Genomic DNA, 20,123 nt, shown 5'->3' with positions numbered 1-20,123 from the left:
CCGCTCAGCGGAACAGCGTGGGGTAGGCGTGCGCCAGGTGCTCGGAGACGGCCCGCACCGCCTCGCCGGCGTCGCCGCGTTCGACGGCCTCCAGGATGCGCACGTGGTCGGCCCGCAGGACCGAGGTGTCACCGAGGCGCCGCACCGCCTCGACCGAGTATTTCCGCATCGAGTCGCGCAGCGACCGCATGATGGCGGCGATGAACCGGTTGCCCGAGGCGTCCGCGATCGCGCAGTGGAAGGCCGTGTCGTGCTCGACGAACTCCTCGGCCGACTTCGCCCCGTCCATGCCGGCCAGGGCGGCGGCCAGCGCCGAGGTGTCGGCTCCTGAGGAGGCCGCGTGCGCGGCGGCCCACTGCTCGATCATGTGCCGGGCGTCGATGACCTCGCGCATCTCCAGGCCGGCCAGCCCGAGGTGCAGCCTGAGCAGGTCCGTCAGCGCCGAGTCGGGGCGCGAGGTGAGCACGGCGCCCGCGTCGGGCCCCCGGCCGACCTGCGAGGAGACCACGCCGAGCGTCTCCAGCACGCGCAGGGCCTCGCGGACCGAGGAGCGGCTGACGCCGAGCTGCTCGGCGAGCTGCCGCTCGGCGGGCAGCCGGTCGCCCGCGGTGAGCCCGTCCTCGGTGATGCGCCGCTCGATCTGCGCGAGCACGTCCTCGAACGTGCGGGTGCGCTTGACGGGACGCCAGCCGGTGCCGTCCAACGACGCCTCCCGAGTAGTGGCCGGATCGAGGGTGGTTAGGTATGGTCTGACCATACATTGGTCTGACCATACGTGGAAGGAGAGCCGTGCGAGTCGCCCTGTTCATCACGTGCGTGAACGACACGCTCTTCCCCGGCACCGGCAAGGCCGTCGTGTCGCTGCTGCGCCGGCTGGGCTGCGACGTCGACTTCCCCGCCGCCCAGACGTGCTGCGGGCAGATGCACGTCAACACCGGTTACCGGGAGGAGGGCGTGCGGCTGGCGCGGCACTTCACCGAGGTGTTCGCCGGATACGACGCGGTCGTGGCCCCGTCGGGGTCGTGCGCGGCCATGGTGCGCGAGCAGTACCCGAAGCTGGCCAGGCCGGGCAGCAAGGGGGCGGCGGCGATCGCGGAGGTCGCGCCGAGGGTGTACGAGCTGTCGGAGTTCCTGATCGACGTGCTGAAGACCGAGGACGTGGGCGCGTACTTCCCGCACCGGGTGACCTACCACCCGACGTGCCACTCGCTGCGCGGCCTCCACCTGGGCGACCGGCCCACGAGGCTGCTGCGCAACGTCCGCGGCCTGGAGCTCGTGCCGCTGCCCGGGGCCGAGGAGTGCTGCGGCTTCGGCGGCACGTTCGCGGTGAAGAACCCGGCCGTCTCGGCGGCGATGGGCGCCGACAAGACCCGCAGCATCATGGACACCGGCGCCGAGGTGCTGTGCGCGGCCGACAACTCCTGCCTGCTGCACATCGGCGGCACCCTGAGCCGCCAGAAGACCGGCGTCAGGACCATGCACCTGGCCGAGATCCTGGCATCGACGGAGGAGGCCCAATGAGCGCGACATTCCTCGGCATGCCAGGAAATTTCCCGGAAAACTCCCGGAAGGCTGTGCATGACTCGCAGCTCCGCTTCAACCTCCGCAAGGCCACGCACACCATTCGCGGCAAGCGGGCGAGCGTGGTCGGCGAGCTGCCCGACTGGCAGGAGCTCCGCGCGGCCGGCAAGGCGATCAAGGAGCACACCCTCCGCAACCTCGACCGCTACCTGATCCGGCTGGAGGCGGCCGTCACGGCGGCCGGCGGCACCGTGCACTGGGCCAGGGACGCCGCCGAGGCCAACCGCATCGTCACCGGCCTGGTCAAGGCCACCGGCGAGACCGAGGTGGTCAAGGTCAAGTCGATGGCCACCCAGGAGATCGAGCTCAACCAGGCGCTGGCCGAGCAGGGCATCACCGCGTACGAGACCGACCTGGCCGAGCTGATCGTGCAGCTCGGCGACGACTTCCCCAGCCACATCCTGGTTCCCGCGATCCACCGCAACCGCTCGGAGATCCGCGAGATCTTCCTCGACAGGATGCCCGGGGTCTCGCCCGACCTGACCGACGACCCGCCCGCCCTCGCCGAGGCGGCCCGGCTCCACCTGCGCGAACGCTTCCTGCGCAGCAAGGTCGCGATCTCCGGCGCCAACTTCATGGTGGCCGAGACCGGCACGCTGGTGGTGCTGGAGTCGGAGGGCAACGGCCGCATGTGCCTGACCCTGCCCGAGACTCTGATCAGCGTCGTCGGGATCGAGAAGCTGCTGCCGTCCTGGCGCGATCTGGAGGTGTTCCTCCAGCTCCTGCCGCGCAGCTCCACGGGCGAGCGGATGAACCCCTACACGAGCATGTGGACCGGCGCGGTCGAGGGCCAGGACTTCCACCTGGTGCTGCTCGACAACGGCCGCACCGACGTGCTCGCCGACGAGGTCGGCCGCCAGGCGCTGCGCTGCATCCGCTGCTCGGCCTGCCTGAACGTGTGCCCGGTGTACGAGCGCGCGGGCGGCCACGCGTACGGCTCGGTCTACCCCGGCCCCATCGGCGCCATCCTCACCCCGCAGCTGCGCGGCATGTCGTCGGAGCTGGACGCCTCGCTGCCGTACGCCTCCAGCCTCTGCGGCGCCTGCTACGAGGTCTGCCCGGTGGCCATCGACATCCCGGAGGTCCTGGTGGACCTGCGCGCCAAGGCGCCGCACGCGGCGGCGGAGCGGGCCGGGATGAAGGTGGCCGGCTGGATCTTCAACGACCACCGGCGGCTGGCCAGGGCGCAGCGCGCGGCCACCCGGCTGCGCAAGCTGGTGCCCAAGCGGCTGCCGGGGCCGCTGTCGGCCTGGACCGACACCAGGGACGTGCCCGAGATCCCGGAAGAATCCTTCAGAGACTGGTGGGAGCGTAATGAGCGCGCGTGAGGAGATCCTCGCCAGGGTCCGCAGGGCCGTGGCCGGCGCGGAGGACGTCGAGATCCCCCGCGGTTACCGGGCGGGGCGGCCGGCGGAGGGCGCGGTAGAGGGTCTGGTGGAGCTGTTCGCCGAGCGGGTGGACGACTATCGGGCGGTCGTGCACGTCGTCCCCGCCGCCGAGGTGCCGGCGAAGATCGACGCGTGCCTCGGCGGGCGGCGCGTCATCGTCCCCGACGGGTTCGGCCGCGCGGGCGGCTGGGACGACCTGGACACCGCCGACGGCGTGGTCACCACCTGCGCCGTGGCCATCGCCGAGACCGGCACCATCGTCCTCGACCACGGCCCCGGCCAGGGCACGCGGGCGCAGACGCTGGTCCCCGACTACCACCTGTGCGTGGTGCGGGCCGACCAGATCGTGGCGGGCGTGCCGGAGGCCGTGGCACGGCTCGACCCGGCCCGCCCGCTCACCTGGATCAGCGGCCCCTCGGCCACCAGCGACATCGAGCTGAACCGGGTCGAGGGCGTGCACGGCCCCCGCACCCTCGAAGTGATCATCAGTACCTGAGCTTCGGGCTTCAGCGCCTCAGCTTCGGACTTCAGTACCTGAGCACGGCGGCGACGTCCTTGACCGCGTCGGTGAACCACAGCTCGGCGTCCGTCATCGCGGCCGCCCTGACCAGCGCGGAGTCCGAACGCTCCCGGACCGGGTCCGCCACCCCCCAGCGCCGCAGCTCGCCCTGATCGGTGGCGAGCTGCGTGCCGCCCTCGCCGATCCAGACCGGGGCGGGCAGCTCGCCGGGCAGCAGCAGCGCGTGCACCCGGCCCTCGCGCAGGGCGTGCGAGACGCGGGCCATCCCGGTGGGACCGTCGCTCTCCTGGTGCCGCTCCAGCAGCTCGGCGCGCCGGCGGGCGAGCCAGTCGTCGAGGGCCCGCTCCACGTCCTTCTCGAACTGGCCGTGGTCCTCGCGGCTGCCGTGCTCGACCATCGTCACCCGGTCGGCGGCCTTGGTGCCGAGATGGTGCAGCAGGTACGAGCGCGACTTCGGCTCGCCCGCCACCAGGATCAGCTCCGCGCCGATCCTGCGGACCTGCTCGTCGATCTCCTGGGCCACGGCGATCGCGTTCTTCTCCCAGGTCCCCTCCACGGCGTTCTCGTAGCGCCGCTGCGACCAGCCGCCCTGCGCCGTCTTCTGCAGCGGCCACGACGCGGCCTCCACGATGCTCCTGCGCGGCGACCCGCCCCCGTACACGGCCAGCTCGGCCCCGGCGTGGTCCACGATCACCCGCAGGTGCGGCACGTTCTCGCCGCGCCGTATCAGCATGGGCGTGACGTGCGGCAGCGGCGTCCAGGCGGCCAGCTCGGACGGGGCCTCCGGCAGCGACTCGGCCAGCACCACCTCACCGTGCGTGGCGAACAGCGCCCGCCCGGCGGCGGCCCGCAGGGCCTCGTCCTCCAGTGCGTCGAGGGTGGCCTTGCCGACGTGGTCGGCCTGGGCGAGCCGGTCGCGCACGCTGCGCCAGTGGGTCTCCCGTTCGGGCCCCGTGAGCGCGCCCAGATAGACCGACGCGTACGGGCCGCGCCGCTCGTACAGCGGCCGGATGAAGTCGAGCCGCACCGTTCACCACCTCCGCTTCTCCACGCCGATGCCGAGCGCCTTGGCGACGTCGGCCATGTTCACGTAGTCGCGTTCGGGAAGGGACTCGACCATGTCGATCACGGGGTCGGGCGCGCCCTCGCGGCGGGCGCGGGCCAGGAGCTCGCGCTTGGAGGTGGGCCAGTGGGTGTCGCTCAGCCACTTGGCCAGGTCGCTGCGGACATCGACGTCACGCTGGGTCATCCCCTCGGGGACGCCGGGCTCGTGACCGGGCGGGTACGAATGAAGCGACTCCTCGCCGGGTGCCGGCATGGCCTCGGGCTCCTTCCACTCCTCGGCATGGGTCGTGCCGCCACCGCGGACCATGCCCTCGGTCTCGTGCTTCTGCTCGTCGTCGAGGCGGGGCCCGTGCTTGTCGCTCCCACGTTCCATCATCAATCTCACTCCCCTCAATTCCGCCCCTACCCCCGCTTTCGTGGGCAAACATCGCGACTGTGTACCCTGCCCACCGTGTTCGACCCCGACGTGCGCATCGTCACGGAACGGCTCACCCTGCGGCCGTTCGGTCTCCAGGACGCGCTCCGCGTCAGCGCCATCGTGCGGTCCGGCGCGCGGTTCCTCCCTCCGGGCGCGCCCACCGGGCTCGCGGGCGTCGCCGACTGGCTCCTGCGGCGTGTGCACGAGCCGTGCCGCACCGGGCAGGGCGTGCACCTGGCCATGACGGACGCCGACGGCCTCATCGTGGGCGCCATCAGCCTGTTCAAGACCTCGTGGAGCGCGGGCACCACCGAGGTCGGGTACGGCGTGCACCCCCTCCACCGGGGCCGCGGCTACGCCACCGAGGCGGTGCGCGGGCTGACGGAGTGGGCGTTCGAGACCGCGGGGCTGCGCAGGATCGACCTGACCGCCAGGATCGACAACCACGCCTCGCTGCGCGTCGCGCACAAAGCGGGCTTCACCTGGGAAGGCGTGATCCGGGACGCGGTCGTGGACGACGGCTGCGCGTACGACCTGGTCGTCTTCGGCCTGCTGCACTACGACGACCGGGCGCCCGCCGCCGCCCTGCCGCGCGCGGAGCTGCGTACCGAGCGGCTGCTCCTGCGGCCGCAGCGGCCGCAGGACGTCCCGCACCTGGCCGCCACCGGCGCGGACCCGCTGACCCAGACGTTCACGGGGGTGCCGCGCGACTACACCGAGGAGCACGCCCGGCAGCACCTCGCCAACGCCGAGCGCAGGTGGACGCGCGGCACGGGCGCCGCCTGGACGGCGGAGGAGCAGGCCGGCGGGCGCTACGCGGTGCACGTGGACCTGCGCGACCTCGACTGGAACAACATGAGCGCCGAGGTCGGCTACATGACCGCCCCCTGGGCCAGGGGCAAGGGGTACGCCGGCGAGGCCGTGCTGGCCGTCGCCCGCTGGCTGTTCGGGCAGGGCTTCGCCCGGCTCCAGCTGCGCGTCTCCCCGGCCAACGCCGCCTCCTGCCGGGTGGCCGAGAAGGCGGGCTTCGCGCGCGAGGGCGTGGCGCGCGCCTCGCTCGGCGGCGAGGACCTGATCGTCTACAGCCTCATCCCCTCCGACCTGGCCTGACGCCCCGGGGGCACACCGGACTGACCTTCGCACCCTTTGTGCAAGCCCTCCGCAGCCGTCACCCTTGAGGTGAGGACGGTGAGGCGCGATGATCACGGTGGTCGGCTGGGACGGTTCCGAGCTCTCGGCCAAGGCGGCGGCCCGGCTGGGCGAGGCCAGGCTCGTCGTGGGGCCCGACGCCATTCTCGGGCGGCTCAGGCACGGCGCGGCGACCGTGACGAACGGGCCGCTGCTGGAGACGCTCGACGGCCATCTGGAGCGCGGCGAGGGGCCCGCGGTCGTGGTCGCGGAGGGCGATCCCGGCTTCTTCGGCGTCGTACGCACCCTGCGGGCGCACGGTCTCGAACCGGACGTCGTGCCGGCCACCTCGCTCGTCACCCGCGCCTTCGCCTGCGCCGGCCTCAACTGGGAGGACGCGCTGATCGTCGCCCCGTCCGGCCCCGCTCAGCTCAACCGGGCCGTCAACGCCTGCCGCGCGCACCCCAAGGTCGGCCTGCTGGTCGCGCCCGGCGTCGGCCCCGCCGAGATCGCCAGGGAGCTGGCACCGACCACGCCGCGCGCCCTCATCGTCTGCGAGGACCTCGGCGGCCCCGACGAGCGCGTCACCCACAGCCGCATGGGCGAGGCCACGACCAGACCGTGGAAGGACCCCGACGTGGTCCTCGTCGTCGACCCGCTCCACCGGCCGAAGGAGCCGGGCTGGCTGGCGGGCGCGCAGCCGGGGCCGGCCGAGTGGGCGCTGCCCTTCGCGGGCGGCGGCATGGCGCCGGAGGTCAGGGCGTTCGTGCTGGCCAAGCTGGGCCCCCGGCTCGGCGACCTGGTCTGGGACGTGGGCGCCGGCGTCGGCGAGATCGCCGTCGAGTGCGCCAGGCTGGGCGCGGCCGTGGTGGCCGTGGAGCGCGACGCCGAGCGCTGCGCCAGGCTGCGCGGCAACGTGCTGGCCCACGGCGTGAAGGTGGCGCTGACCAGGGGGCAGGCGCCGCCCGCCCTGGAGCCCCTGCCCGACCCCGACGCCGTCCACGTCGGCGGTGGCGGCCTCGACGTGATCATGGCCTGCGCCGCCCGGCGCCCGCGCGCGCTGGTGTGCGCGATGCACACGGTCGAGCAGGTCGCCGGCGTGCTCGACGGGCTGCGCGAGCAGGGCTACCGTGGCGAGGGCACCCAGATCCTGGCCTCCAAGCTGACGCTCAACCCCGACGGCTCGCACCGCCTGACCGCCTCCGACCCGGTCTTCGTGGTGCACGCGACGCCCGTGCGCGCAGCGTGACCTGTTCCCCACGGGCGCACATCGGTTATCCTCGCGTGACTTTGTCCGCCACATCGGAGACTCCCTCACAATGAAGCCGCCGCTCCTGCTGATCGGGCAGGGCTCACAGGATGACGCCTACGCCGCGGAGTTCGGCAGGTTCGTCCACCGCCTCCGCTGCCGCCTCGACCAGACGGGCGCCGACGTCTCGGGGGGATATCTGGAGCGTGCCACGCCGCGGCTGAGCGACTCCGTGGCCTCCCTGGTCGCCAGGGGGCACCACCGGCTCGTGGCGCTGCCGCTGAGCCTGAGCAGGGTGGGCGAGGAGTTCCCCGCCGCGATGGCGCTGGAGCAGCAGCGCCACCCCACGCTGATGTACGACTACGGCCGCCCCCTCGGCCCCGACCCGCGCGTGCTGGCGCTGCTGGCCGAGCGGCTCAACGAGGCCGCCACCGAGATCTCCCGGCCGCGCGCGCTGGAGCTGGCCGGCGCCAGGCCCCGGCTGCGGGCCGTCGACGCCTCGCCCGCCGAGGACCCGCACCCGCACGTCGAGCCGGGGGAGACCGCCGTCGTCCTGGTCGGCGAGGGCTCCACCGACCCCGTCGCCAACGCCGAGGTCCACCGGGTCTCCCGGCTGTTCTGGGAGACGCACGCCTACGACTTCATGACCGTCGAGACCGCGTTCGTGTCGGTCACCCCGCCCGGCGTGCCCGGCGGGCTCGAACGCTGCCGCCGCCTGGGGGCCAAGCGGGTGATCGTGGTGCCGTACCTGCTGTTCGCGGGGGGCCTGCTGGAGCGGGTGTGGGCGCAGGCGCTGGCGTACGGGGCGGGGCATCCCGACCTCGACATCCGCTGCGCCGAGGTGATCGGCGACTGCGAGCCCCTGGCCGACGTCGTGATCGACCGCTACGAGGAGGCCCTGCAGCTCGTCCCGTAGGTTCCGGGGCCTTCGGGGCGGTCCGGCCGCGTTCGCTGATACGTTCGCGGGGGTTTGTCGTGCTCGCTCATACGTCTGTGGAGGTTGCCGTGCTCGCTGAGACGCTCGCCGCGATCCGCCCGGCCGATCCGGTCGCGCTCGCCGAGGCCCGTGCCCACCAGGACCGCCTCACCAAGCCCCGCGGCTCGCTCGGCGTGCTCGAAGAGATCGCGGTACGCCTGGCCGGCGCGGCGGGCCGCACCCCGCCGCCCATGCCGGAGCCGGCGGCCCTGGCCATCTTCGCCGCCGACCACGGCGTGCACGCGCGCGGCGTGAGCCCGTGGCCGCAGGAGGTCACGGTGCAGATGGTCGCCAACTTCCTGGCGGGCGGCGCCGTGGCCAACGCCTTCGCCGCCCAGGTGGGCGCCTCGGTGACCGTGGTGGACGTCGGCGTGGCCGCCGACCTGCCCGACGCGCCCGGCCTGCGCCGGCACAAGGTCGCGTACGGCACCGCCGACCTGTCCGCCGGCCCCGCCATGACCGCCGACCAGGCCGTACAGGCCCTGGAGGCGGGCATCGCCGTGGCCCGGGACCTGGTGGCCCAGGGGGCGCGCTGCCTGATCACCGGCGACATGGGCATCGCCAACACCACCGCCTCCGCCGCGCTGATCTCCGCCTTCACCGGCAGGGACCCGGCCGAGGTGACCGGGCGGGGCACGGGCATCGACGACGAGACGTACGAGCACAAGGTCGGCATCGTGCGCGCGGCCCTGGACGCGAACGGCCTCACGGGCGGGGCGCCGCCCTCCGGCGACGCCCCCGGTGAGGCGCTGCGGGCGCTGGCCGCGGTCGGCGGGTTCGAGCACGCGGCGATCGCGGGCTTCGTCCTCCAGGGCGCGGCGGCGCGCGTGCCGGTGATCCTCGACGGCGTCATCGCCGGCGCCGCCGCCCTCGTGGCGGCCGCGCTCGACCCGGCCGCGATCGACCACTGCGTGGCGGGCCACCGCTCCGCCGAGCCCGGCCACGCCGCCGCGCTGGCCCACCTCGGGCTGCGCCCGCTGGTGGACCTGGAGCTACGGCTCGGCGAGGGCACCGGCGGCCTGCTGGCGCATCCGACGCTGTGCGCGGCCGTGCGCGTGATGCACGACGTGGCCACGTTCGATTCGGCCGGAGTGAGCGAAAAGTCCGTGTGATGATGTGACACTGGAGGTGCGAACAGTGTCGCGATATGGACCCATGTACGGCCCCGACCTCACGTTCCTGGGGGTCGGCCGCTGTGACGTCAACGACCCGGCCACCTACGCGGGCGCCGACGTGGTGATCATCGGCGCCCCGTTCGACGGCGGCACCTCGAACCGGCCGGGCGCCAGGTTCGGCCCGATGGCGCTGCGCCAGGCGTGCTACCTGCCGCACGACGGCTCCAGGCCCAGCCTGGCGCTGCGCGTGGACGCCCTGCGCGACCTGCGGGTGCTGGACGCCGGTGACGTGGAGTGCTACTCCGGCGACGTCGAGGGCTCGCTGGCCGCCATCGAGGAGGCGGTGCACCGGGTGGCCGCCTCGGGGGCGATCCCGCTGGTGCTCGGCGGCGACCACACGGTGGCGCTGCCGGACGCGCGCGGCACGGCCAGGGCGTACGCGCCCGGGCGCACCTCCATGATCCACTTCGACGCGCACGCCGACACCGGCGACATCTCCTTCGGCCACCTGTACGGCCACGGCCAGCCCATGCGGCGGCTCATCGAGTCCGGGGCCATCCGCGGCGACAGGTTCCTGCAGCTCGGGCTGCGCGGCTACTGGCCCGAGCCCGAGACGCTCGGCTGGATGGCTGGCCAGAACATGCGCTCCTACGAGATGACCGAGATCGTGGCCCGCGGGCTCGACGAATGCCTCACGGAGTCGTTCGCGATCGCGACGGACGAGTGCGACCAGGTCTTCCTGTCCGTGGACATCGACGTCTGCGACCCCGGCCACGCCCCCGGCACCGGCACGCCCGAGCCCGGCGGCCTCACGGCCAGGCAGCTCCTCGACGCGGTGCGCCGCATCTGCTACGAGCTGCCGGTGGCCGGCATGGAGGTGGTGGAGGTGTCGCCGCCGTACGATCACGCCGACATCACCGCCGCCCTCGGGAACCGGGTTATCCTTGAAGCCCTGTCAGCGATGGCCAGACGCCGTAAAGACGATGAGGGCGGGCCTCGCTGGGATCCCCGGCAGCCCCTTCTCGACGGTCGTTGACCCGTGCGCAGCAAACGACGCATGCGGAGCCGGTAGGTTTACCTCTTAACACAAACCTTCGCGAACGGGAGATTCCCCCCATGGGCCCCTACCTCCTCGGCCTGCGGCTTTCCGGCCGCCGGGTTCTCGTCGTGGGCGGCGGCCGCGTCGCGCAGCGGCGCGTTCCCGCGCTGCTAGAGGCCGGTGCGGAGGTCACCGTCGTGTCGCCGTCCGTCACGCCGGCGCTCGACGACCTGATCGCCGCCGGCAGGGTCACGTGGCACGCCCGGCCTTACGAGGTCGGCGACTGCGACGGGGCCTGGCTCGTACAGGCCTGCACCGACGACAGGTCCGTCAACACCGCCGTCGCCGCCGAGGCGGAGGCCAAGCGCGTGTGGTGCGTGCGGGCCGACGACAAAGACGCCTCCGCCGCCTGGACCCCCGCCACCGGGCGCGTCGACGAGATCGGCGTGGCCGTCACCGCGGGCGGCGACCCGCGCAGGGCCGCCGGCATCCGGGACGCGGTGGTCGAGGCGCTGCGCGACGGCACGGTCGACGCCCGGCGCAACCGCACCAAGCCCGTCGGCGTGGCCCTCGTGGGCGGCGGCCCCGGCGACCCCGGCCTCATCACCGTGCGCGGCCGCCAGCTGCTCGCCCAGGCCGACGTGGTCGTCGCCGACCGCCTCGCGCCCCGCGCCCTGCTCGACGAGCTGGCCCCCGACGTCGAGCTCATCGACGCCGCCAAGGTCCCCTACGGCAGGTCCCTGTCCCAGGAGACGATCAACGAGCTGCTCGTCGACCGCGCCAGGCAGGGCAAGTTCGTGGTCCGGCTCAAGGGCGGCGACTCGTTCGTGTTCGGGCGGGGCGGCGAGGAGATGATCGCCTGCGCGCAGGCCGGCATCCCCGTCACGGTCGTGCCCGGCCTCACCAGCGCCGTCGCGGTGCCCGCCGCGGCCGGCGTGCCGGTCACCCATCGCGGGGTGAGCCAGGAGTTCCACGTCATCTCGGTGCACGTGGCCCCCGACGACCCCAGGTCGACCGTCGACTGGCCCGCCCTGGCCCGGTCGCAGGGCACGCTGGTGCTGCTGATGGCCGTCGAGCGCCTGCCGAAGGTGGCCGAGGCCCTCGTCCGCGACGGACGTTCCCCGGAGACTCCCGTAATGGTGGTACAGGACGGTACCCTTCCGACCCAGCGGGCGGTAATCGCTTCGCTTTCCACCGTGGCCGACCGCGTGTCCGCGGCTGGGATACGGCCGCCGGCGATCGTCGTCGTCGGCGACGTCGTGCGGGTCGGCCAGGAGGTCGAGATGGTACGAGCGGAGCGCTTGCCGTGAACACGGCCATGGATGACGGGCGGCAGGAGTCACCGGGGGAGCAGACGCTGAGCTTCCCCCCGGTGACGGACGACGACCTGACCGGCGCCCCCCAGACCGCCGGGGGCGCCCCCCGCCCACCCCACGACCCGGCCGACCCGGCCCCCCGTCACCCACCCGAGCCCGACCCCGACCGGCCGGAGGCCCGCGCGCCCCGGCCCGAGCCCGGCTTGGCGGGCGCCGGTTCGCGGGAGGCCGGTCCGGCTTCGCCCAGCTTGTTCGATTCCCGCGCGCCTTTCGAGGAGCCGCCTGCTCGCAGGCCCTCGCTCTTCGAGAAGCCGGCCGTGTTGCGGCGCCCGCCGGAGGCCGGCCGTCCCGAGCCCGGGCATCGGCCGCCGCCCGGCTTCGACGAGCCGGAGCGGCCCTCAGAGCGCCCCTCCCTGTTCGTGAGGCCCGCCGCGCTCGGGGGCCCCGACGCCCGTACCGCCCCTCGGGCGGAGGCGGCGGCGGAGCCCGAGCCGCAGAACCCGCCGCTCTCCTCAGACTCCTCCGCGACCGCCCGGCCCACGCGCCCTTCCACCACCCCGGACACCCCGGAAGCCGCATCCACCGGCACTCCGGCGACCCCCGAAGAGCCCGACGCCGAGGCTTCACCCGGCCCTGCGCATTCGGCCGTATCGGAGCCTGAGGCCGCCACCGAGCCGGAGTCCGAGGGCGCTCCGGAGTCCGAGGGCGCTCCAGAAGCGGAGGGCGCTTCGGAGGCCGACAGCGCTCCGGAAGCCGAGGGCGCGCCGGAGCCTGCGTCCGCGCCCGTATCCGAGCCTGCGTCCGTGGCCGTGCCGGAGCCCGTCACCGAGCCCGCGCCTGGAGATGTCGCGGAGCCGGGTGCCGCTGCCGAGTCCGAGGCCGTCGCGGAGGCCGCCGAGGTCCGTGCCGAAGCTGACACGACCGCCGAGATCGCCGCCGATGAGGCCGACCTCGACGCCGAGGTCCGGACTGACGCCGGGGCCGAGACTGACGCCGGGAGCGACACCGATACCGGGACCGAGACTGACGCCGGGAGCGACACCGAGACCGACTCGGACACTGACGCCGGGACCGACACCGAGACCGACTCGGACACTGACGCCGAGGCCGAGACAGCTGCCGAGCAGGCCGGGACAGAGGTGGAGAAGCCCGGCGCAGAGCCGGGGACAGAGGCAGAGGCAGAGGTCGGGCCGGGGGAGCGGCTGGAGGAGTTGCCGGCCGAGGCCGCCGAGGCGCTGATGGAGGCCATCGGCACCCTCAGGGAGGCCGTCGCCGACCTGAGCTTCGGCCTCGACCTGCCCGGCTCCGAAGAGGCCAGGCAGGCCAGGGCCGACCTGCTGGCCCAGCTGGAAAACTACGTGCTGCCCCGGGTCAGGACCCGCACGGCCCCGGCCCTCATCGTGATCGCGGGCTCGACCGGCGCGGGCAAGTCCACCCTGGTCAACAGCCTCGCCGAGAAGAACGTCTCGCGCACGGGCGTACGCCGCCCGACCACCGGCACCCCCGTCCTGGTCTGCCACCCGGACGACCACGAGTGGTTCGCGAAGGGCGACCTGCTGAGCGGCCTGGAGCGCCTCGACAGGCCGGCTCCGGCGCCGGCGACGTCCGGCACGGGTGGCCTGGTCATCACGGCGACCGAGAAGCTCCCGCAGGGCGTGGCGCTGCTCGACACCCCTGACATCGACTCGGTGGTCGAGGAGCACCACGAGGTCGCGCACCGCATGCTCGACGCCGCCGACCTGTGGATCTTCGTGACCACCGCCGCCCGCTACGCCGACGCCCCGGCCTGGAACCTGCTGCGCCTGGCCAAGGAGCGCGGCGCCCGCCTGGCCATCGTGCTGTCGCGGGTGCAGCAGAAGTCGGCGGATGTGGTGCTCAAGCACTTCGTCCGGATGCTCACCGAATACGGCCTGGGCGACATCGACAGGTTCGTCGTCCACGAGTCGAAGGTGGCCGACGGAAGGCTGCCCGACGACGAGATGACCGACCTGCGGATGTGGCTGGCCGAGCTGTCGGTGGACGAGAAGCGGCGGGCCCAGGCCGTACGCGAGACGCTCAACGGCGTGCTCAACAGCTTCCGCACCCGCGTGCCCGCGCTGGCCAGGCACCTGGAGGCGCACGTCGCGTTCCGGGCCGAGCTGCGCGGCGACGTGGAGGCGGCCTTCCTGAGCGCGCTCAGCGAGATCGACAAGGCGTCGAAGAACGGCTCGCTGCTGCACGGCGAGGTGCTGGCCCGCTGGCAGGACTTCGCCGGGTCGGGCGACCTCGTACGCTCCCTGCAGCTGCGCAAGCGCGGCCGGGCGGCCAGGCAGGCGCCGGAGCGGGTGCTGGCGTTCAAGGCGGCGATCCGCACGGGGCTCGAATCGGTCATCGTCGCCGCCGCGACCCGCGCCTGCGAGGAGGTGGTGGCGCGCTGGCGGCACCGCGCCGAGCTGGGAGCCAAGCTCGGGGCGGACCTCGACAGGCCCTCCGACAATCTCGTACGCCACACCGGCCGCGCCATCGCGTCCTGGCAGGAGCACCTGGGCGAGCTGGTGCGCACGGAGGGCGTGGCCAAGCGCTCGGTCTCGAAGCTGGTCTCGTTCGACCCGGAGTCGCTCGCCCTGATCTTCATGGTCGCCATGTTCAGCGGCGGCAACGGCGAAGGAGTGCCGCACCGGCTGGTCAACGCCCTGCTGGGCGCGGAGTCGCTGCGCGGCATCGGCGCCAAGGCGTTCAGCGACCTGCGGGCCAGGATCGGCATGTTGTTCGACGAGGAGGCCATGCGTTACGTGCAGGTGCTCGACGCCGCGGGCATTCCGGACGAGTCCGTCGCCACCCGTCTCTACCAGGCAACGTACAACCTCGAGGTCGTCCGATGACCACCACCACGACCACCAGACCGGGGCTCGCCCCGCGGTTGACCGCGCTCTCCAAGGTGGTGGAGCTGGGGCCGGGGCGGCTGGACAACAAGCTGCTCAACGAGGCCAACGCGCTGCTCAAGCGGGCCGGGGCCCGGCTCAAGCTGTCGTCGGAGCACACGGTCGTCGCCCTGGCGGGCGGCACGGGCAGCGGCAAGTCGTCGCTGTTCAACGCGATCTCCGGCCTCGACCTGTCGCCGACCGGCGTGCGCAGGCCGACCACCGCCCGTACCCACGCCTGCGTGTGGGGGCTGGAGGGCGCGGGGCCGCTGCTCGACTGGCTGCAGATCCAGGAGCGGCACCGCTTCTCCCGGGCCAGCGCGCTCGACAAGGGCGACGGCCAACTGCACGGGCTGATCCTGCTCGACCTGCCCGACCACGACTCGATCAGGGCGCTCACCGACACCGAGGCCGACCGGCTCATCGGGCTGGCGGACCTGGTGGTGTGGGTGCTGGACCCGCAGAAATACGCCGACGCCTCCACCCACCGGCGCTACGTGACGGAGCTGGCCGGGCACGACGCGGTCACCGTGTTCGCCCTCAACCAGGCCGACCGGCTGACCACCGAAGAGCTGGCCGAGCTGGTCATCGACCTCAACGACCTGCTGCGCAGGGAAGGCGTCGAGCATCCGAGCGTCGTGCCGACCTCGGCGGCCACCGGCCGCGGCATCGAGAGCCTCAAGAGCGTCATCGCCACCGCGGTCGCCCGCCGCCGCGCCGCCATCCAGAAGCTCGAGGCCGACCTGCACCGGCTGGAGCAGAAGCTCAGCAAGGCCATGCCGATGGGCGAGGCGCTGTCGGTGCCCTCGACGGTCGACGAGGCCCGCCGGATGGGGCTGACGGACGCGCTGTGCGACGCGGTCGGGGTGCCGGCCGTGGGCGAGGCCATGGAGAACGTCTACGCCGAGCGGTCGAGCCGGTGGGTCGGCTGGCCGTACCCGCGCTGGATCGACAAGCTCCGTCCCGACCCGCTGAAGAGCCTGCGGCTCGACGACGTCGGGCAGGAGATCCGCGGCATCGCGACCACGTCGGTGAGCGCCCAGTCCGCCGAGGTCGCCAACGCCGTGCAGGCGATGGCCGACGGGCTGTCCATGGGGATGCAGCCGGTGTGGCGCGCCGCCGTGCACCAGGCGGCCCGGTCCCGCGCCAAGCAGCTTCCCCAGGCCCTGACCGAGGACCTCGCGGAGGTCGCCCCCGCGCTCGACCGGGTGCCCGGCTGGTGGCGGGCGCTCAAGGTGTGGCAGTACTTCCTGGTCGTCGCCTTCGTGGCCGGCCTGGCCTGGCTGGCGGTGGGCCTGCTGATGCCCGGTGCGCTGCCGTCGTCGCTGGCGCTGCTGGGCGACACGGCGACGCTGCCGTGGGTGGGGCTCATGATGGTCTCCGTACTGGGGCTCGGGGCGTTGTCCGGCATCGCGTCGCGCAACTTCGTCGAGCTGGGCGCGTCGCGGGAGCGGGAACGGCTCGAACGGGAGATGAGGCGCAGGGTCGCGGCGGTCGCGGCCACGATGGTGGTGGAGCCGGTGGAACGGGAGCTGGGCCGCCACCACGCCTTCTACACCGCATTGCGAGACCTGTCGGTCTGACCCCACTTCTCACTGACGCACAACCGGCCGTCCGCCTCCCGGACGGCCGTTTGCGTCTCCACCCACCTCCGTCTCCACCCACCTCCGTCTCCACCCACCTCCGTCTCCACCCACCTCCGTCTCCACCCACCTCCGTCTCCACCTGCCTTCTTCCACAGCCCGGACCGCTGCCGCCCCTGTTGTCCACAGAACCGCGTTCGGCGGCGCCGCCCTGCCCCCTTCCCCGGCACCGTGTTCCCAGATCGCGGGCAGCCGGCCCGCCACATGGGAGGCACGGGATGAACGACATCTACATCACACTCACGGGCAACGTCGCCGCGGAGCCGAGGCAGTACAGCTTCGACGAAGGCACCAAGGTCACCTCTCTGAGGGTGCTCACCTCGCACCGCTACTTCGACAAGAGAACGGGCCAGTGGACAGACGGCGAGAAGGTCTGCTTCACCGTTCGCTGCTGGCGCGCTCTGGGGGAGAACGTGGCAGCCTCCGTCCGCGCGGGCCATCCCGTGGTGGTGTCCGGCAAGCTGCGCATTCGCGAGTTCGGCGCCGAGGGGGATCGCCGCTTCATGCCCGAGATCGAGGCCAGCGCGGTGGGCCACGACCTGCGCTGGGGCACCGGCGTCTTCGCGAAACCGGAGCGGGGCGGAGCCGGCTCGGTGAGCAAGGAGATGCGCGACCGCCTCGACGAGGAGACCCGTGACTGGGCCATGGGGCCCCGCCACCAGCCGTCCTTCGCCCGTCCCGACCTCCGCGCCGAATCCACCGCCCTCCACCCGGCGGGCATCGCAGCCGACCGGACGCCGCCCTGGGAGCTCAACACCCCCTCCGCCCACCTGCCGGACCACGGGGACGCGCACCCGCTGCCCCCCGCCGACACGACGCTCCCTTTCCAGGCAGAGCACACCGGTTTGCAGGCGGAGCACACCGGCGGATCCACGCTGGAGCCGCAGCCCGGCGCGCGGGCCATGGCGGACGCCAGCCCGAGCGGCCCGTCACCGTACAACGGCAACGTGGGCAGGCCGGCCTCGAACGACGGCAGCATGCGCGTACCGAACCCTGAAGACAACCACATACCCGTACCTGCCTCCGCGAACGGTGACACGCTCGCACTGGCCTCTGGGAAGGGCGATATGCACGCACTGGGCTCTGCGAGCGGTGACATGCGCACACTGGGCTCTGCGGACGGTGGCGTGCGCGGGCTGGGCCTTGCGGACGGCGACATGCGTGAGCTGAGTTCCGAGGACGGCGCCGACGTACGCGGATCGAGCACAAGGCCAAGCACGGCCCGCAGCCCGGGATCCGACGGCGGCAACGTGCGCAAACCGGCCCAGGAGAGCGGCACCGCCCGCACCCGAGGCGCGGAGAACGACACGGTCCGCATCCTGGGAGGCGAGGAACGCGGCAGGGGCCGTACCAAGAGGAGCAGCGAGCCGGACACCGACGCAGAGCCGACCACCCTGGCGACGAGAACGGCGGCGTAGCTCCACGCACACGCGACGCCGCTCGGGGACCCCTGACCAAGCGCGAACCCAAGCGAGCGCGGACGGGGTGGCAAACGGCGGCGCGCCTGGGCTTGGACCGGCGAACGCAAGGGAGCACCGACCATCACCCCAACGGGCTCCCTTGCCCCCCACCCCCCACATCGGGCGATGTCCCATGAGCGCGGGCGGCGGCGAGCAGCCCGGCGCCAAGTGCCCGAGTCGAGAGGCCCGAAGCCGACGGCACGGTCTGCCACGACCACGACGAAGAAGCCGGGCGGCGGAGCGGCGGGAGCGAAGGCGGCCGGAGCGAAAGGGCCGGAGCGAAGGGCCTCGTCCCGGGCGTCCTGCAGGACGGTGTGATTTCTGGCCTACCTTGCCCTGTTCGTCCAGATGAGCCGGGCGCGACAAGATCATCGACCATCTCGCAGCGAGGCACCGCCGGAACCCGGAGGTGGGGAAGGCGGGGTGGAGGAACGGCGGACGGGCGGAGGCGGGGGAAGGCGGGGTGGAGGAAAGCGCGAAGGGCCGGAGGCGGGAGCGGGGTGGAGGAAACGGCGGAGGGCTGGAGGCTGGGGCGGGGTGGAGGAAACGGCGGAGGGCTGGAGGCGGGGGCGGGGTGAGGGGATCGGGGTGAAGGCGGCCCAGTGGGTGGGGTCGGTGTCCGGTGTGTGAGGGACCCGGGAGAGGGGGTGGGATGGAGGGGGAGAGGGGCACCGGCCGGGTCCCGTTGACACCCCGAGGGGGGCGGCCGATGGTGTGTTGCCCGCGTCAGATGGCTAGAGCATCTGTCAGGTCCAGGTCACGCCCCGCACCATGGCTGCTCCTTTCCAGCACGGCTCTCCATCACGGCCCGCTCGTGGGACGAGCAGGTGTGGTCACTGCCAACGTAGCGGTTCCCATCGCACAACGCACACTCCGCAATTATTGTGTTACACATCGTTAGTCAGGGAGGAAGCGAGATGGCGGTGACCAGTCACGCATCGATCAAGTCTCGCGACGTTGTGTCAACACTGGCCGACCGCTGGCCGTTGCTAGGGCAACGTCGCTGGCTCGTCGCGTACTTCTGCTTCATCGTCGCTCTAGATCTCGCTGCGATCGTCTGGTTCTGGACGTCGACCGTCTTCCAGTGGAAAGACGCGCTCACGTTCGGCGCCCTGATGGGCTGCGGCGCGGTGTGCATCGAGGCCACCAGGCGGCTGGGCATGCCCGCCGGCGTGTCCCGCGACCTGCTGTCGGCCTGGTGGCTGCCGGTGGCACTGCTCCTGCCCCCGGTCTACGCCCTGTTCGCGCCCATCGTGCTGCAGGTCCTGCTGCAACTGCGGGTGCGGGCGACGATGCTCTACCGCAGGGTGTTCAGCTCGGCCGCCATCGGGCTGGCGGGATGTACGGCGTCCGTGACGTTCCACGGCTTCGTGGAGCATCCCTGGGAGCTGTCGCGGGGCAGCGGCCCGCCCATCCTGATCGCGGTGGCCTCCGCCGTGATCTTCTCCCTGCTCAACATCGGCCTCATCGCCATCGCCGCCCACATGGCCAACCCCGACGCCGCTTGGCGGGAGGTGCTGTGGGACAGGGAGAGCATGCTGCTGGACATCGTCGAGCTGTGCCTGGGCGTCACGGTCTCCATCGCCTGCGGCATCAACCTGGGGCTCCTGATCTTCACGCTGCCGCCGGTAGTGCTGCTGCAGCGCAGCCTCCTGCATGCGCAGCTCCAGGCGGCGGCCCGTACCGATGCCAAGACCGGGCTGCTCAACGCCGCGGCCTGGCAGCGCGAGGCCGACACCGAGATCGGGCGGGCCCGCAGCACCGGCGACAGTCTGGCCCTGCTGATCATCGACATCGACCACTTCAAACGCGTCAACGACGCCCATGGCCATCTCGTCGGCGACCAGGTGCTGGTCGGCGTGGCGTCCATGCTGCGCAGCCAGCTCCGCGAATACGACGTGGTGGGGCGGTTCGGCGGTGAGGAGTTCGCGGTCCTCCTGCCGGGAGCCGACACCGACGAGGCCCGCCGGGTGGCCGAGCGCCTGCGCGTCCGCATCGCACGCATGGCCATCCCCGTTGAGGACACCCTGGTCAGGGTCACGATCTCGACCGGGGTGGCGCTCATGGGCGTGCACGGCGACGACCTCATCGACCTGCTCGCGGCCGCCGACCTGGCTCTCTACCGCGCCAAGGAGCTGGGACGAGACCGCGTCTGCATCCCCGCCGTCCAGCCGCCCCGCGCCCTGCCCAACGACCCCTCCACTCCCTGAGACCCCTGGACCCTCACTGACCCCGTCCGTCCCCCTTCCACCCGCCTTCGCCCCAGCGCTCGCCGGCCCGCGTCTCGCCGTGCCCTCCGTCCCGGTGACTTCGCCGCGACCTCCA

16 protein-coding genes are annotated in these 20,123 nt (G+C 72.9%); 13 read left to right on the top strand and 3 right to left on the bottom strand.

Features of this window, described 5'->3' with window-relative positions; genetic code table 11:
* Positions 1-4: 4 nt before the first annotated feature.
* On the bottom strand, positions 5-703 hold the full coding sequence (locus IO39_RS47775; protein WP_043640250.1) for a FadR/GntR family transcriptional regulator: 699 nt from the start codon (positions 701-703) through the stop codon (positions 5-7).
* 86 nt (positions 704-789) lie between these two features.
* Here IO39_RS47775 and IO39_RS47770 point away from each other — a divergent pair, with 86 nt between their 5' ends.
* Genes IO39_RS47770 through IO39_RS47760 form a run of 3 tightly spaced genes read left to right on the top strand, consistent with a single transcriptional unit; the run spans position 790 to position 3,465 of the window.
* Positions 790-1,521: a (Fe-S)-binding protein gene (locus IO39_RS47770; RefSeq protein WP_043640249.1), complete on the top strand. Its 732-nt coding sequence runs from the start codon at positions 790-792 to the stop codon at positions 1,519-1,521.
* Entirely contained in the window at positions 1,518-2,909 is a 1,392-nt protein-coding gene (locus IO39_RS47765; protein ID WP_043640247.1) for a lactate utilization protein B, read from the top strand. Before IO39_RS47770 ends, IO39_RS47765 begins: the two co-directional genes overlap by 4 nt.
* The gene (locus tag IO39_RS47760; protein WP_043640246.1) at positions 2,896-3,465 is read left to right on the top strand and encodes a LutC/YkgG family protein; all 570 of its coding nucleotides are present in this window, start codon (positions 2,896-2,898) and stop codon (positions 3,463-3,465) included. Before IO39_RS47765 ends, IO39_RS47760 begins: the two co-directional genes overlap by 14 nt.
* A gap of 31 nt (positions 3,466-3,496) precedes the next feature.
* Here the strand turns inward: IO39_RS47760 and IO39_RS47755 are convergent, their stop codons facing one another.
* Positions 3,497-4,516 carry a baeRF2 domain-containing protein gene (locus tag IO39_RS47755; protein ID WP_043640244.1) on the bottom strand — a complete coding sequence of 340 codons (1,020 nt, stop codon included), beginning with the start codon at positions 4,514-4,516 and terminating at the stop codon, positions 3,497-3,499.
* A 3-nt stretch (positions 4,517-4,519) separates the two neighbouring features.
* On the bottom strand, positions 4,520-4,930 hold the full coding sequence (locus tag IO39_RS47750) for a DUF2795 domain-containing protein (protein WP_245642683.1): 411 nt from the start codon (positions 4,928-4,930) through the stop codon (positions 4,520-4,522).
* Positions 4,931-5,005: 75 nt separating this feature from the next.
* Between IO39_RS47750 and IO39_RS51735 the strand changes: the two genes are divergently transcribed.
* The 10 genes from IO39_RS51735 (at position 5,006) to IO39_RS47700 (ending at position 20,008) form a co-directional block, all read left to right on the top strand.
* Positions 5,006-6,082 carry a GNAT family N-acetyltransferase gene (locus IO39_RS51735; RefSeq protein WP_052424299.1) on the top strand — a complete coding sequence of 359 codons (1,077 nt, stop codon included), beginning with the start codon at positions 5,006-5,008 and terminating at the stop codon, positions 6,080-6,082.
* A gap of 88 nt (positions 6,083-6,170) precedes the next feature.
* Entirely contained in the window at positions 6,171-7,349 is a 1,179-nt protein-coding gene (locus IO39_RS47740) for a bifunctional cobalt-precorrin-7 (C(5))-methyltransferase/cobalt-precorrin-6B (C(15))-methyltransferase (RefSeq protein WP_043640242.1), read from the top strand.
* A 70-nt stretch (positions 7,350-7,419) separates the two neighbouring features.
* Positions 7,420-8,265 carry a sirohydrochlorin chelatase gene (locus tag IO39_RS47735; RefSeq protein WP_043640240.1) on the top strand — a complete coding sequence of 282 codons (846 nt, stop codon included), beginning with the start codon at positions 7,420-7,422 and terminating at the stop codon, positions 8,263-8,265.
* Between the two features lie 89 nt (positions 8,266-8,354).
* Positions 8,355-9,437: a nicotinate-nucleotide--dimethylbenzimidazole phosphoribosyltransferase gene (gene cobT / locus IO39_RS47730; protein ID WP_043640237.1), complete on the top strand. Its 1,083-nt coding sequence runs from the start codon at positions 8,355-8,357 to the stop codon at positions 9,435-9,437.
* Between the two features lie 25 nt (positions 9,438-9,462).
* The gene (gene speB / locus IO39_RS47725) at positions 9,463-10,476 is read left to right on the top strand and encodes an agmatinase (protein ID WP_043640235.1); all 1,014 of its coding nucleotides are present in this window, start codon (positions 9,463-9,465) and stop codon (positions 10,474-10,476) included.
* An 80-nt stretch (positions 10,477-10,556) separates the two neighbouring features.
* Positions 10,557-11,789 (top strand): uroporphyrinogen-III C-methyltransferase, encoded by a 1,233-nt coding sequence (cobA, locus tag IO39_RS47720; protein WP_043640230.1) that lies wholly within the window; start codon positions 10,557-10,559, stop codon positions 11,787-11,789.
* Between the two features lie 809 nt (positions 11,790-12,598).
* Positions 12,599-14,656, top strand: a complete 2,058-nt coding sequence (locus IO39_RS47715; RefSeq protein ID WP_245642682.1) for a dynamin family protein — start codon at positions 12,599-12,601, stop codon at positions 14,654-14,656.
* Positions 14,653-16,278: a GTP-binding protein gene (locus IO39_RS47710; protein ID WP_043640229.1), complete on the top strand. Its 1,626-nt coding sequence runs from the start codon at positions 14,653-14,655 to the stop codon at positions 16,276-16,278. Before IO39_RS47715 ends, IO39_RS47710 begins: the two co-directional genes overlap by 4 nt.
* Before the next feature lie 278 nt (positions 16,279-16,556).
* A complete protein-coding gene (locus tag IO39_RS51730; protein ID WP_052424298.1) occupies positions 16,557-17,756 on the top strand; it encodes a single-stranded DNA-binding protein in 1,200 nt (399 codons plus the stop codon).
* Between the two features lie 1,028 nt (positions 17,757-18,784).
* Positions 18,785-20,008: a GGDEF domain-containing protein gene (locus IO39_RS47700; RefSeq protein ID WP_245642681.1), complete on the top strand. Its 1,224-nt coding sequence runs from the start codon at positions 18,785-18,787 to the stop codon at positions 20,006-20,008.
* Positions 20,009-20,123: the final 115 nt, after the last annotated feature.

Source organism: Nonomuraea candida (genome assembly GCF_000725485.1).
Lineage (GTDB): Bacteria > Actinomycetota > Actinomycetes > Streptosporangiales > Streptosporangiaceae > Nonomuraea > Nonomuraea candida.
Note: the sequence above shows the minus strand (reverse complement) of the source record. Positions and strands in the feature narration are given on the sequence as shown.

Bases quoted from the DNA above. Each gene is read 5' to 3' on its own strand.
- IO39_RS47750 (WP_245642683.1), bottom strand. From the start codon at position 4,930: ATGATGGAACGTGGGAGCGACAAGCACGGGCCCCGCCTCGACGACGAG.
- cobA (WP_043640230.1), top strand. From the start codon at position 10,557: ATGGGCCCCTACCTCCTCGGCCTGCGGCTTTCCGGCCGCCGGGTTCTC.
- IO39_RS51730 (WP_052424298.1), top strand. From the start codon at position 16,557: ATGAACGACATCTACATCACACTCACGGGCAACGTCGCCGCGGAGCCG.
- IO39_RS47760 (WP_043640246.1), top strand. From the start codon at position 2,896: ATGAGCGCGCGTGAGGAGATCCTCGCCAGGGTCCGCAGGGCCGTGGCC.
- IO39_RS47765 (WP_043640247.1), top strand. From the start codon at position 1,518: ATGAGCGCGACATTCCTCGGCATGCCAGGAAATTTCCCGGAAAACTCC.
- IO39_RS47735 (WP_043640240.1), top strand. From the start codon at position 7,420: ATGAAGCCGCCGCTCCTGCTGATCGGGCAGGGCTCACAGGATGACGCC.
- IO39_RS47710 (WP_043640229.1), top strand. From the start codon at position 14,653: ATGACCACCACCACGACCACCAGACCGGGGCTCGCCCCGCGGTTGACC.
- IO39_RS47740 (WP_043640242.1), top strand. From the start codon at position 6,171: ATGATCACGGTGGTCGGCTGGGACGGTTCCGAGCTCTCGGCCAAGGCG.